Genomic DNA, 13,050 nt, shown 5'->3' with positions numbered 1-13,050 from the left:
ACATAAGCAACATCGCTTACCGCCCCGGAATCGCCGTCTCCGTAGAAATCGGTGCGCCAAGACGACCGAAGGAGCAGCGATGCGGAAACGACCGATGGCGGCACTGATCGCCGGAGCGGTCTTCGCCCTGGTGGCCGGCTGCGGCGGTGGCGGGGACGGCGGCGACAAGGTCGCCTCGATCTCGTCGCCGCCGAGCGCCGGGGCGGGCGACGGGCAGCAGGCCGACAACGTGTCCGATGAGGACAAGATGCGCAATTACTCGAAGTGCATGCGCGAGCACGGGGTCAACATGCCGGAGCCGAAGAGGGGCGCCAACGGCCAGGACACGGTCACCTTCGACGCGACCGACATGCCCGACGAAAACAAGATGAAGGCCGCGAGCGACGCGTGCCGCAAGCTGCTGCCGAACGGCGGCGAGATCAAACCTCCCACGCCGGAAGAACTCGACAAGATGCGCAAGGAAGCGAAGTGCATGCGTGACCACGGCATCGACTTCCCGGACCCCGAACCGGCGGGCAAGGGCGGTGCGGCCATCGCGCTGGGCGACGCGTCCGGTGACCCCAAGAAGTTCGAAGAAGCGGCGAAGGCCTGCGGTCTCGGCATGACCATGAGGGCGGACCCGGCGAAATGAGCGAACACGAAGGACCCGGCGGCGCACGGCGTTCGCGCCGGGCGCGCTGGTTCATCATCGCGGCGGTCCTCGTCGTCGTGGCCGGGACGATGTCCGTGGTCGTGCTGACCAGGGTCACCTCCGAGGCCCAGCAGGTCGGGCAGGCGCCACCGCCGGTCGAAACCGCGAAGGTCGAAAAGACCGACCTGCAGGAGGAAGAGGAAGCGAACGGGAAACTCGGCTACGGCGAGGAAAGCTCCCTCGCCGGCCGGAAACAGGGCACCATCACGTCCCTGCCGGACGCGGGCGCCGTGCTCACCCGCGGCAAGGCCGTGTACGGCGTCGATGCCAAACCGGTCCCGCTGTTCTACGGCACGCTGCCGTTCTTCCGTGACCTCGCCGACGGGGCCACGGACGGCCCGGACGTCAAGCAGCTGGAAGAGAACCTGAAGGCGCTCGGTTTCGGCGGTTTCGGCACGCCGGACAAGAAGTTCACCTCCGCCACCGCCGCCGCGATCAAGAAGTGGCAGAAGTCGCTGGGCGTCGAACAGACCGGCGCCTTCGGGCAGGGCGACGTCGTCCTCGCGCCGGGCGAGATCCGGGTTTCGCAGGTGGCCGCGCAACTCGGCGGCCCCGGCGGCGGCGAATTGCTGAAGTACACCGGCACCGAGCGTCTCGTCGAGGTCAAACTCGACGCCGCCAAGCAGGCCATCGCCAAGGCGGGGGACAAGGTCGGGGTCGACATCACCGGAGGCAAGAGTACGACCGGCGTGATCACCGAGATCGGCAAGGTCGCGGAGAACGGCAAGGACGGCGCCGGGCAGGACGACGGCAAGCCGAAGATCAAGGTGAAGATCAAGCTGGACGATCCGGCCGCGGCGGGATCGCTCGATTCGACACCGGTGTCCGTGCGGTTCACCAAGGAAGTCCACAGTGGAGTATTGGCCGTCCCCGTCGGGGCACTGCTCGCGCTCGCCGAGGGCGGATACGCCGTCGAGGTCGACGAAAACGGCGAACGTCGCCTCGTCGCGGTGAAGACCGGTCTGTTCAGCAATGGACGCGTCGAAGTTACCGGCACCGGCCTCGCCGCCGGGATGCGGGTGGTGACGACGTCATGACCCCGGTGCTGGCCGTGCGCAACGCTTCGCGCACCTATCCCGGAGGCGTGCGTGCCCTGCACGAAGTGACACTGTCCATTGAGGACAGAGAGATGGTCGCCATCCTGGGGCCGTCCGGTTCCGGCAAGTCGACGCTGCTGCAGCTGATGGGCACACTCGACCGGCCGACCAGCGGCGTCATCGAACTGCGCGGGCACGACGTGGCGAAACTGCCCGACCGCAAGCTCTCCGCGTTGCGGTCGCGGTGGATCGGGTTCGTGTTCCAGCAGTTCTTCCTCAGCGAGGGGGTGAGCGCGGTCGACAACGTCGCGACGGGACTGCTGTACGCGGGGGTGCCGCGGCGGAAACGGCGCGAGCGGGCGCTGGCGGCGCTCGACCGGGTCGGTCTCGCGCATCGGGCGGGTCACTTCCCGAACGAGCTCTCTGGTGGGGAACGGCAGCGGGTGGCGATCGCGCGGGCGGTCGTCAACTCGCCGTCGATCCTGCTGGCAGACGAGCCGACCGGGAACCTCGACACGGGCAACGGCGCGGCGATCCTCAACCTGCTGGCCACGTTGAGCTCGCAGGGGACGACGGTCGTGATCATCACGCACGACCGGGAGATCGCGGCGGGCATCCCGCGGCGGATCGAGTTGCGGGACGGCCGGATCCGGCTCGACACCGGGACGGGGGTGCTGGTGTGAGCGCACCCGTCCTCGACAAGGTGCCGACGCCGAATCCGGCCAGGCTCGGCCCGCGTGACGTGCTGAGCCTCGGCGCGCACGGGATGCGGACGCGGCCGATGCGCGCGGTGCTGTCCGCGCTCGGCATCGGGATCGGGATCGCCGCGATGGTGGCCGTGCTCGCCATCCCGGCGTCGGGCGCGAAGGCGTTGCAAGACCAGTTGGCCGCGCTCGGCACCAACCTGCTCACCGCGGGGCCGGGCAAGACGATGTTCGGCGGCGACGCGACCCTGCCGGACAGCGCGGTGCCGATGGCGAAGCGGATCGCCCCGGTGACGGCGGCGTCCGCGACCGGGACCACCAGCGCGACCGTGCGGCGCACGGACAAGATCGACAAGGACGAGACGTCCGGACTCGGTGTCTACGCGGCGACGCCGGATCTTCTCGACGTCATCGGTGGCGCCGTCCGCGACGGTCAGTTCCTCCGGGACGCCACTCGCGACTATCCCGTCGTCGTGCTGGGTTCGGTCGCGGCCGCGAGGCTCGGGATCGACCACATCGACCCGGCCGAACCGCCGCAGGTGTACGTCGACGGGAAGTGGTTCACCGTGGGCGGGATCCTCGGGCCGACGCCGCTGGCGCCCGAGATCGAGCGCTCGGTACTGGTCGGCTGGGACGCCGCGAAGCGGCTCCTCGACTTCAAGGGGCACCCGACGACCGTGTACGTGCGGGCGAAGGACTCGCAGGTCGAGAACGTGCGTTCGGTGCTCGGGCAGACGATGAACCCGGCGGCGCCGAACGAGGTGGAGGTGCGCCGTCCGTCGGAGGCGCTGGAGGCGAAGAAGCTGACGGAGAACACCTACAGCGCGCTGTTCCTCGGGCTCGGCGGGGTGGCGCTGCTGGTCGGCGGCGTCGGGGTGGCCAACACGATGGTGATCTCAGTGCTGGAGCGGCGCAGGGAGATCGGCCTCCGCCGTGCGCTCGGCGCGACGAAACGGCAGGTGAGAGGCCAGTTCCTGGCCGAGTCGGTGCTGCTGTCCGGGCTCGGCGGGATCGCCGGGGTCCTGGTCGGGGTGCTGGTGACGTCCGGGTACGCGTTGAGCCAAGGCTGGCCGGCGGTGCTGCCCTTCGGGGCCCTGCTCGGCGGGATCGGGATCTCGGCACTGGTCGGTGCCGTCGCCGGCGCCTATCCGGCGATGCGCGCGGCGCGGCTCCCGCCGACCCAGGCCCTCGCCTAGCCGCCTGGTGTCCAGTCACGCGATTCGGCACCTGGTTGCGACGGTACGCACCGCGTACTACCGCAACCAGGTGCCGAATTGCGAGGTAGCGGTGGGTAACCTCGCCGGGTGCTGGTGGGATTGTCGGGGCGGAAACTCGCGGGGGCGTTGATCGCGCTCGAAGTCGTCGTGGTCGGCGTGTTGTTCACGCTCAAGGTGTTCGACGGCCAGGACCTCGAGGTCTACATCGGCGGCGCGCGGCTTCTCGTCGACTCGGGCGACCCCTATGGCGCGTGGGTGCAGACGCACGGGGGCTGGCTGCCCTTCACCTACACGCCGTTCGCGGCGGCGGTGTTCCTCCCCGGCACGCTGCTGTCCGCCGCGCTGGCCACGAGACTGGTCGGGCTCGCCTCGATCATCGCGGGCGGGATCGTCGTCTACCTCTTCGTCGCGACGCTCAACGGCTCGCTCACCGACCGCGCGAACGTCCGCGGCCGCGCCATCGCCGTACTGGCGGCGATCGCGGCACAGGCCGCCGGCGGAATCATGGAGCCGGTCCGCTCGACGCTCGGCTTCGGCCAGATCAACACCCTGCTGATGCTGATCGTCGTCCTCGACGCCCTGCTGCCGGGCCGCGCCCGCACGAAAGGCCTGCTGATCGGCGTCGCCGCGGCGATCAAGCTGACCCCGGCCTTCTTCATCCTGTTCTTCTTGTTCCGCAAGGACTTCCGCTCCGCGGCCCGGGTCGTGGCCGGGTTCCTCGGCGCGGGCGCGCTGATGTTCCTGACCGCACCCGGCGCGTCGGCGAAGTTCTGGACGAACGTCCTCTTCGACACCGGCCGCATCGGTGATCGCGGCTACGTCGGCAACCAGTCGCTGCGCGGGATGCTCGCGCGGTTCGGATTCGGCTCGGCGGAGGACGTCGTCTGGGTACTGGCCTCGATCGCCGTGGTCGGGCTGACCGCTTTCGTGATCGTGCGCGTCGCGGAACCGGTGTTCGCGCTGACCGCGTGCGCGATCGGCGGGCTGCTGGTCTCGCCGGTGTCCTGGACGCACCACTGGATCTGGTGCGTGCCGATCCTCGTACAGCTGATCTGGCTGGGGGTGCGGACGCGGTCGGTGGCCGCCTACGCGCTCGCGGCCGTGACGGTGGCGCTGTTCGTGATCGCGCCGATGTGGCTCGCGCCGCGGCCCGCCGGAAGCTTCGGCTGGTGGCTGGCGACGGAATCCTTTGTGCTGTACGGCCTTTTACTGCTGCCGCTGGCCGCTGTCTTCCGCAAGTCCGTGAAGGCCTCCTTGAGGGACTCTGGGTCCCTCAAGGAGGCCTTCACGGACAGCTAGCTAGCTCACCCCAGGCGCTCGACGACGTACTCGATGCTCTGGGTCAGCTTCGTGATGTCGTCCGGGTCGATGGCCGGGAACAGGCCGACGCGCAGCTGGTTGCGGCCGAGCTTACGGTACGGCTCGGTGTCGACGATCCCGTTGGCGCGCAGCACCTTCGCCACCGCGGCGGCGTCCACCTCGTCGGTGAAGTCGATGGTGCCGACGACCTGCGAGCGCAGCGACGGGTCGCTGACGAACGGCGTCGTGTAGCTGGTCTTCTCGGCCCATTCGTACAGCCGGGTCGACGAGTCGCGGGTCCGCGACGTGGTCCACTCGAGACCGCCGTTCGAGTTCATCCACTCGATCTGGTCGGCCAGCAGGAACAGGGTCGACACCGCCGGGGTGTTGTACGTCTGGTCCTTGCGCGAGTTGTCGAGCGCCGTGGTCAGCGACAGGAACTCGGGGATCCAGCGGTCGCTCGCGCCGATCTCGCCGATGCGCTCGACCGCGGCGGGCGAGGCCAGTGCGATCCAGAGGCCACCGTCGGAGGCGAAGGACTTCTGGGGCGCGAAGTAGTAGACGTCGAAGTCCTCGGCCTTGACCGGCAGGCCGCCCGCACCGGAAGTGGCGTCGATGGCGACGAGGGCGCCTTCGCTGCCTTCAGGACGGCGGACCGGCACCGCGACACCGGTCGATGTCTCGTTGTGCGCCCAGCCGACCAGGTCGGCACCGGCCTCGTAGGCGATCTCGGGCGCGCTGCCCGGGTCGGCCTTGACGACGATCGGGTCGGCGAGGAACGGGGCACCCTTGGTCACCGTGGCGAACTTCGAGGAGAACTCGCCGTAGGTGAAGTGCTGCGCACGCTCCCGCACGAGCCCGAACGCGGCGGCGTCCCAGAATGCGGTCGTCCCGCCGTTGCCGAGGACGACTTCGTAGCCTTCGGGCAGGGAGAACAATTCGGACAGACCCGCACGCACGCGGCCGACGAGGGACTTCACCGGCTTCTGGCGGTGCGAAGTGCCGAGGTAGGTGGCACCGGATTTCGCCAGGTTGGCGAGCTGCTCGTCACGGACCTTGGACGGTCCACAGCCGAAGCGGCCATCGGCAGGCTTCAGGTCCGCGGGGAGGGTCAACTCAGGTGCGTCGGTCATGTGCCCAGTCTCTCAGGTCGAGACGGCCCTGTTTACAGTCGGTGCCGCGTGTCCGGCATGTGGGAATCGGGATCGCGCTCCCACGCTCGCCGACCGGCGGGTAGCTTCTCGGCTCATGGCGACAGTGCATGAGCGTTTCCCTCTGCCCCCAGAGGCCTTGTGGCAGGCCCTTCCGAACGGGGTCACGGCGGTCAAGGGGAAGAACCCCTTCTACGACGCGGCCGCGGGCTATGTCACCTTCTCGACCAGCATGGGCTTGTTCAGCTACGGGCAGACGGTCACCGTGAAGGTCGAACGGACACCGGAGGGCTCGGGGCTGGCGATCCAGACGAGCCTGAAGTTCGGTTTCGTCGACTGGGGCGAGGGCAAGCGCATCGCCCGCAAGTTCATCGCGGCGGTGGGGACGGCCGTCGGGCACACCCCCGCTGCCTGATGCCCGGTTCGTGGGGCCCCAGATGGGGCTTTCTGTTCCTGTACCTCCTCGCGCTCGCCGGGCACTGGATCTTCCGCGACTGGGACGACACGGCCACCATCGGCGCGATCGTCGGTTTCGTGGCGACGCTCGTGCTCGTGTTCGTCCCCGGCCTGCCGCGCTGGGTGCACGGCGACCTCCCGGGAGAGATCTCTTCGCCGAGGACCCGCCAGTGGTGGACGGCGCTGCGGTTCACGATCCGGCGTCGTCAGGGCGTTCTCGACGTCGTGCTCGGACCGTGGACCCGGGTCACCGCCACGCTGGATCCGGACGCCGAGACCGCGCGAGGGTGGGCCGTCCTCAACGGTGACCCGGCGAAGTTCGTCATCGAGGACTGCCCGGACGAACTCGCCGATTCACTGCGCGGCCCGCGCCGGATGTGGGTCGTCGGCGACGCCCACTACGGCGACGTCCTGGTGTGTGCCGACGGCGGCCGCGAATTCACGACCGCCGCCTTCCGCTTCCGTTAGCGCCAGCCGTCGGGGTCGACGCCGCCCGGGATGGGCGCGGCCGGGTCGAACGGGGTCCGCGAGAAGATGAAAGTCGCGAGGTCGAGGTGGTTCGGCTTCCCCGCCGAGTCCCGCCCGACCCGCAGCGTTTCGCCCGCGTAGTAGGCGTCGAGACCGACCCAGGTGTCCTCACCCACCGGCGCGAACCGCGACGCGCGGCCGGGGCCGTCGGTCGGCGCGAGCGAGAACAGGCCGCCCGGGAGCAGCCGGAGGTGATACGGCGTCGGGCCCCAGTGCCACAACCCCGTCAGCTCCAGCAGCTTTGGGTCCACAGTGGACGGTTGCCATTCGGCGGGCATGGACGGCTCGTGCTGTTCGGTCAGGTTCATCAGGTCGAGGCAGAGCTGCGTGATGCCGACGCCCGCCGTCGAGTTCGTCAGCACCAGCGCGCCGATGTCGGCGCCTCCGTCGACCAGCGAGCAGGCGAGGAAGCCCGGCATCGACCCGGTGTGCCCGGCCAGCCGCCTGCCCTCCGTGCGGACCAGCATGACGCCGAGGCCGAACCCGGTGGTCCAGGTGTCGCCGTCGTCCACGGTGACCATTTCGCGCATCTCCGCGACGGTCTGCTCGCTCAGCACGCCACCGGTGTGGCCGCCGAGGAACGCCGTCCAGCGGGCGAGGTCGGTGACCGTCGACCACAGCTGCCCGGCGGGGGCCATCGCGCCCGCGTCCGGCGACGGCTCCGGCATGAGGAGATCGGCGAAGGGGTGCACGGCGAATCCGTTCGCGTGCGCGCCTTCCGGATGCGGCGAAGTCCGGGTCATGCCGAGCGGGCCGAGGATCTCGGCGCGGATGACGTCGAGCCACGACTGCCCGCGGTGCCGGGCGACCAGTTCGCCGAGGACGCCGTAGCCGACGTTGCTGTAGTGGAACCGGCTGCCCGGCCGCAGCCGCGTTGCGCCGTCCTTGAGACTCTCGACGAGCGCGTCCCAATCGGCGCCGACCGTGCGCTCCCACCAGGAGCCGGGCGATTCCGCGGTCAGGCCCGAGGTGTGCGACAGCAGCTGCGCGATGGTGGCCGAGCCGAACGCGGTGCCCGGCAGGTGCCGTTCGAGCGGGTCGTTGAGGTCGAGCTTGCCTTCGTCGCGCAGCCGCATGACGGCCGTCGCGACGAGTGTCTTGGTGATCGAGCCGAGCCGGTACTGCGTGTCGGCACCGGGTGTCTCGCCGTCGACGCGTCCGCGTCCTCCGGACCAGACGAGCTCTCCGTCGCGGACGACGGCGGCGACGATGGACGGGGCGCGGCACGAGGATTGCTCGTGCGCGAGGCGGCGAAGCAGCGCCAATTCGGTCGAGGCAAGCATGGGACGCATTCTGCCTACCCGAGCAGGCCGAGTCGCATAGCGGTGGTCACAGCCGCCGTGCGGTCCGAAACGTCCAGTTTTCCGAACGTCCGGAGCAGGTGGGTCTTGACGGTCGCCTCGCTGATGTGGAGCGTCCGCCCGATGTCGGCGTTCGTGCTTCCCTGCGCCACCAGCCGGAGTACTTCGATTTCGCGCGCCGACAACGGCGACGCCGTCGGGTTGCGCACCCGGTTCACCAGCTTTCCGGCAACCGAAGGCGCCAACACGGTTTCACCGCGTGACGCCGCACGGATCGCGCCGGCCAGTTCCGTGCGCGAAGCGTCCTTCAACAAGTAGCCGGAGGCTCCCGCTTCGACCGCGCGCAGAATGTCCGCGTCCGTCTCGTAGGTGGTGAGTACGACGACCCGCTGGCCCGGCCGGTCGGCGAGGATCTTCCGCGTCGCCCCGACGCCGTCGAGACCGGGCATCCGCAGATCCATCAGGATCACGTCCGGCTGCTTGACCCGGCTCAGCGCGACGGCCTCGTCGCCGGAGCCCGCTTCCCCGATGACGCTCAGGTCCGGCTCGGCCTCCAGCATGCCGCGCAGGCCTTCCCGCACCACGGGGTGATCGTCGACCAGCATGATCGTGATCACGCGGGCACCTCCAGTTCCAGCGTCGTCCCCGTACCGGGTTCGCTCTTCAATGTCACGATGCCACCGACCTGATCGGTGCGCGCCCGCATCCCCGCCAGACCGAAGCCGCCGGTGGGCGCGGCGGGGTCGAATCCGGTGCCGTCGTCGGTCACGCCGAGCCGGACTCGTCCGTCCATAACGGACAGCCGGAGCGAGACCGTGGTGGCGCGGGAGTGTTTGCGGATGTTGCTCAGCGCCTCCTGCGCCCCGCGCAGCAGGACGACCTCGGTGGCCATCGGAAGCGCGGGCAGCGGGCCGCCGACCTCGATCGACGCCTCGATCCCGGTCTCCTCGGTCAGGCGTTCCACCTGACGGCGCAAGGCTTCCTCCAGTGACGCGGCGGCGAGCGCCGTCGGCCCCTGCGCCGCGACCATCGCCCTCGCCTCGGCCAGGTTCTCCCGCGCCGTCCGTGCCGCCAGTTCCAGGTGACGGCGGGCCGCCTTCGGATCGGTGTCCATTTCGGACTCGATGGCCTGGGTCAGCGTCACGATGCTGGTGAAGCCCTGCGCGAGCGTGTCGTGGATCTCGCGGGCCATGCGCTCGCGTTCGGCGGCCGTCCCCGCCTCCCGGGAGAGCCGGGAGACCTCCGCCTGACTGGCTTTCAGCTGTTCGATCAACGTGGCCCTGCTCTTGCTCTGCTCGATGATCTGGGTGGTGTAGCGACCGGCGAGGATGCTGAAGACGATCAGGATCGCCGTCATCGGCAGCAGGATGCGCAAAGAAGGCTGATCGAAGCCGCCTCGGGCGATCGACGACGCCGGACCCAGCAGTACCGCGACCGTGGTGAGGACCGACGCCGCCTTCGTCGACAGCGTCATGAAGAGCACCGGGCACGCGAAGAACAGGATGAAACTCGAGGTGGTGCTGGCGAAGCCGGCGCCCGCGAGGAAGAGCATCACCACCCCGGCGAACAGCCACGGCGTGCGTTCGTGGTCCGGGCCTTTGATGAGCCGGCGTCCCCGGACCAGGTAGGCCACGCCGAGGCCGGTCAAGCACAGGATCGCGACCGTTTTGTCCGTCGTCGCCCCGTCTTCGAAGAGCACCAAGGCCGTCGTCGCGACGAAGGTGACTCCGAACAGGACCTCCCAGAGCCAGTAGAACCGCTCCCAGGCGTTCACTTGCCTTCGTTCGACCAGCGGAACGTCAGCTTCGCCAGCAGCAGTCCCGCGACGCACCACGCCGTCAGCACCAGTGCCACCATCGGAAGTTCCCATGTCCCCGCCATTTCCTGTGTCGCGGCTTCGGCCGGCAGGAACACCGAGCGGAAGCCCTGGCAGATCCACTTCACCGGGAAGAACGAAGCGATGTCGACCATAACCTTCGGCAGATTGGTGATCGGCGTGACGAACACGCCGGAGATGAACTGCAGCGCGATGTAGATCAGGTTGGCCACGGCGACCGCGCCGCTGACCGATTCGGTCACCGAACCGAGCGCGATGCCCAGCAGCGTGCAGCTGGTGACACCGAGCAGGAAGACCCACAGCGCGGTCAGCAGTTTCACCGGGTCGGTGGGCAGGCTCAGGTCGAACAACAGGCTGCCGACGATCGACATCAGCACGACTTGGGCGATACTCGTCGCGCCGACCAGGATGATCTTGCCGATGAAGTAGGACGCGGCGGGCATCGGTGTACCACGAAGCCGTTTCAGCGCACCGGCTTCACGATCGGACGCGAGGCCGATGCCGACGCTGTTGAACGACGTCGAGACGATGCCGGAGCCGATCATGCCCGCGGCCAGCACCTGACCGGTCGTGATCGCCATGCCGGGCATCGAGGAGTTCAGCATCGAGCCGAGCAGGATCATCAGCAGCGACGGGAACGCGAAGGTGAAGATCACCTGCTCACGGATGCGGAAGAACTGTTTGATCTCCGCGGCGCCCCTGACGAGGCCGAGCGAGAAGGTGCCCGGGAGGGTCAGCGTGCTCATCGGGCTTCTCCGATCAGGTCGAGGTAGGTCTCTTCGAGGGTGGGGCGGTGGACGGTCAGCTCCGACGGTTCGCAGCCGTCGGCGGAAAGCTCACGGATCAGCTTGGCCGGGTAATGGGTGCGTTCCTGGTGGCTGCCGTGCTCGTCGGCCCAGCGGACGGTGGCCTCCGCGGTCGCCCGGCCGCCCAGCGTCTGCGGTGTCCCCTCGGCGACGATCGCGCCACGCGTGATGACCGCGACGCGGTCGGCCAGTGCCTCGGCCTCGTCGAGATAGTGGGTCGTGAGCAGGATCGTCGTGCCTTCGCGGGCGAGACTCCTGATCAGCTCCCAGAACTGGCGCCGGGCCGCCGGGTCGAACCCGGTCGTGGGCTCGTCGAGGAACACCAGCTCGGGCCGCCCGATGATCCCGAGCGCGACGTCCACGCGACGCCGTTGCCCGCCGGAAAGGTTCTTGACGCGGGCGCCCGCCTTCTCGGTCAGGCCGACCTTCTCGATCACTTCTTCGGTGTCACGGGGATCCGGGTAGTAGCGGGCGAAGTGCCGGACGGTCTCGGCGACGGTGAGCTCGGCGGCGTCGTTGGCCGTCTGCAACACGATTCCCAGCCTCGCCCGCCAAGCGCGACCCGCGGTGCCGGGATCTTCGCCGAGGACGTCGACCTCGCCGGACGTCCGCTTGCGGTGGCCCTCCAGGATCTCCACCGTCGTCGTCTTGCCCGCCCCGTTCGGGCCGAGCAGCGCGAACACCTCGCCCTGTTCGATGTCGAGGTCGATACCCCCGACGGCCGTGTGGCCCGGGTACTCCTTGCGCAGGCCACGCACTTTCACTGCCGTTTTCATACGTCGATCGTGCTGTGCGGGGCGGGGTTCACGGGACGTCCGCTGGACTGAACCCGGCTGTCAACCGATCGATGGACACCGGTGTCCCCGCAATTGGTCACCTACTTGCGGAAGGGGGCTTGCACGGAGCGCGTCCCGTACGCGAGCGACCATGGCCTTCGGATCGCCGTAGAGCTCTTCTTTCGTGATCACGATGAACCGCCAGCCGTCGGCTTCCATCAGCGTCCGCCGCTCGGCGTCCAGCCGGGGTTGCTCCCCTTCGAGATGCCAAGCGCCGTCGTACTCGATGGCGAGTTTCGCCTCCCGGATCGCGAGGTCGAGCCGTCCGAGGAAGCGCTCGCCACGGTAGACCTCCACCTGGGGCTCCGCCTCGATGTCGTGAATCCGCAGCCAGGTCCGGACCTCGGATTCGGGGATGGACTCGGCTCTGCCGTCGGAGAGCTCCAGCGCCTTCCTCGCCCTCACGATGCCGTGGTCATGACGGTGCTCGAAGTACCTCTCCAGCTGCTCGCGCTCGACGAAACCGGCATGGATCAGTGCGTCGACCAGACCGACGACCCTGGGGAACGAACGATGGAGCCGGGTGTTGGCCAGGATGTCCATGGTCATGCGCAGCGGAGTCGCGATGCGGCCGTCTCGCCACGGCTCGAAATCTTCACCGATCAGCCTGGAACGCTTCAAATGCATCCCACGCTGGAAATGGAACCCTTCTTCTTCGGGGATGACGAACTCGACCGGATCGTTGTCGAGCGCGAAAGGGAAGCCGCGTACGGTCGCGGCCGAACAGCCGGTCAACACCGCGCTGGCCGGTGCGGCGAGGATCGCCGCCTTGCAACGGAGCACGTGATCCTGCGGAATGCGGATCGGGACGTAGACATTCTGGAACAGCCGGTTGTACGGCCCCGACCGGAGCTGTGAACGGGTGAGATCACCTTCGCTGACGGCGCGGCTGCCAAGGAAGGGGCCGGAGAAGTCGGCGACTTCCGCGTAGTGGTTTCTGGGCATGCCTCGACGATGGCATCCGCTCCTGCCGCCACCGCCGTTTCAAGATCAACTTCGGGCTACTTGTCCACAACCACCCCGGCCTGTGTACAACCGGCCGATCCGGCGCAAGTAGGTGACTAATTGCGTGGGGTGAGCGGGGTGAGCGTGCGCTGCGCGAAGCCTTCGGAGGCGCGAGGTCGTCCCGGACGTGGCCGGCCGACTGGGCCATCGAGATGTACTGCGTCGTGATTGCCGCGAGTTCG

General features: G+C 68.8%; 14 protein-coding genes. 7 read left to right on the top strand and 7 right to left on the bottom strand.

What is annotated here, in order from left to right; all coding sequences use genetic code 11:
* Nucleotides 1–79: 79 nt before the first annotated feature.
* From H074_RS27465 to H074_RS27445, 5 genes are all read left to right on the top strand, one after another.
* Nucleotides 80–631, top strand: coding sequence for a hypothetical protein (locus H074_RS27465; protein WP_039923527.1), 552 nt, complete (start codon nt 80–82; stop codon nt 629–631).
* Nucleotides 628–1,728 (top strand): peptidoglycan-binding protein, encoded by a 1,101-nt coding sequence (locus H074_RS27460; RefSeq protein ID WP_007033340.1) that lies wholly within the window; start codon nt 628–630, stop codon nt 1,726–1,728. The genes H074_RS27465 and H074_RS27460 overlap by 4 nt, the downstream gene beginning before the upstream one ends.
* A complete protein-coding gene (locus H074_RS27455) occupies nt 1,725–2,411 on the top strand; it encodes an ABC transporter ATP-binding protein (protein WP_007033339.1) in 687 nt (228 codons plus the stop codon). The genes H074_RS27460 and H074_RS27455 overlap by 4 nt, the downstream gene beginning before the upstream one ends.
* Entirely contained in the window at nt 2,408–3,628 is a 1,221-nt protein-coding gene (locus tag H074_RS27450) for an ABC transporter permease (protein WP_007033338.1), read from the top strand. Before H074_RS27455 ends, H074_RS27450 begins: the two co-directional genes overlap by 4 nt.
* Before the next feature lie 108 nt (nt 3,629–3,736).
* On the top strand, nt 3,737–4,948 hold the full coding sequence (locus tag H074_RS27445; RefSeq protein WP_007033337.1) for a glycosyltransferase 87 family protein: 1,212 nt from the start codon (nt 3,737–3,739) through the stop codon (nt 4,946–4,948).
* 5 nt (nt 4,949–4,953) lie between these two features.
* On the opposite strand, the gene serC is transcribed toward H074_RS27445, so the two are convergent.
* Nucleotides 4,954–6,081: a phosphoserine transaminase gene (serC, locus tag H074_RS27440; protein WP_007033336.1), complete on the bottom strand. Its 1,128-nt coding sequence runs from the start codon at nt 6,079–6,081 to the stop codon at nt 4,954–4,956.
* 115 nt (nt 6,082–6,196) lie between these two features.
* Between serC and H074_RS27435 the strand changes: the two genes are divergently transcribed.
* Nucleotides 6,197–6,514 (top strand): hypothetical protein, encoded by a 318-nt coding sequence (locus tag H074_RS27435; protein ID WP_039923525.1) that lies wholly within the window; start codon nt 6,197–6,199, stop codon nt 6,512–6,514.
* Entirely contained in the window at nt 6,514–7,023 is a 510-nt protein-coding gene (locus tag H074_RS27430; RefSeq protein ID WP_007033334.1) for a hypothetical protein, read from the top strand. Before H074_RS27435 ends, H074_RS27430 begins: the two co-directional genes overlap by 1 nt.
* On the opposite strand, the gene H074_RS27425 is transcribed toward H074_RS27430, so the two are convergent.
* Genes H074_RS27425 through H074_RS27400 form a run of 6 tightly spaced genes read right to left on the bottom strand, consistent with a single transcriptional unit; the run spans nt 7,020 to nt 12,808 of the window.
* Nucleotides 7,020–8,366 carry a serine hydrolase domain-containing protein gene (locus tag H074_RS27425; protein WP_007033333.1) on the bottom strand — a complete coding sequence of 449 codons (1,347 nt, stop codon included), beginning with the start codon at nt 8,364–8,366 and terminating at the stop codon, nt 7,020–7,022. The genes H074_RS27430 and H074_RS27425 overlap by 4 nt on opposite strands.
* Nucleotides 8,367–8,380: 14 nt before the next feature.
* A complete protein-coding gene (locus H074_RS27420; protein ID WP_005156061.1) occupies nt 8,381–9,001 on the bottom strand; it encodes a response regulator in 621 nt (206 codons plus the stop codon).
* Nucleotides 8,998–10,158, bottom strand: coding sequence for a sensor histidine kinase (locus H074_RS27415; protein ID WP_007033332.1), 1,161 nt, complete (start codon nt 10,156–10,158; stop codon nt 8,998–9,000). The genes H074_RS27420 and H074_RS27415 overlap by 4 nt, the downstream gene beginning before the upstream one ends.
* Entirely contained in the window at nt 10,155–10,967 is an 813-nt protein-coding gene (locus H074_RS27410) for an ABC transporter permease (RefSeq protein ID WP_007033331.1), read from the bottom strand. The genes H074_RS27415 and H074_RS27410 overlap by 4 nt, the downstream gene beginning before the upstream one ends.
* Nucleotides 10,964–11,803 carry an ABC transporter ATP-binding protein gene (locus H074_RS27405; RefSeq protein ID WP_085941022.1) on the bottom strand — a complete coding sequence of 280 codons (840 nt, stop codon included), beginning with the start codon at nt 11,801–11,803 and terminating at the stop codon, nt 10,964–10,966. The genes H074_RS27410 and H074_RS27405 overlap by 4 nt, the downstream gene beginning before the upstream one ends.
* Nucleotides 11,804–11,863: 60 nt before the next feature.
* Entirely contained in the window at nt 11,864–12,808 is a 945-nt protein-coding gene (locus tag H074_RS27400) for an endonuclease domain-containing protein (protein WP_007033329.1), read from the bottom strand.
* Nucleotides 12,809–13,050 lie beyond the last annotated feature (242 nt).

It is taken from the genome of Amycolatopsis decaplanina DSM 44594 (assembly GCF_000342005.1).
Taxonomy (GTDB): Bacteria; Actinomycetota; Actinomycetes; order Mycobacteriales; family Pseudonocardiaceae; genus Amycolatopsis; species Amycolatopsis decaplanina.
Note: the sequence above shows the minus strand (reverse complement) of the source record. Positions and strands in the feature narration are given on the sequence as shown.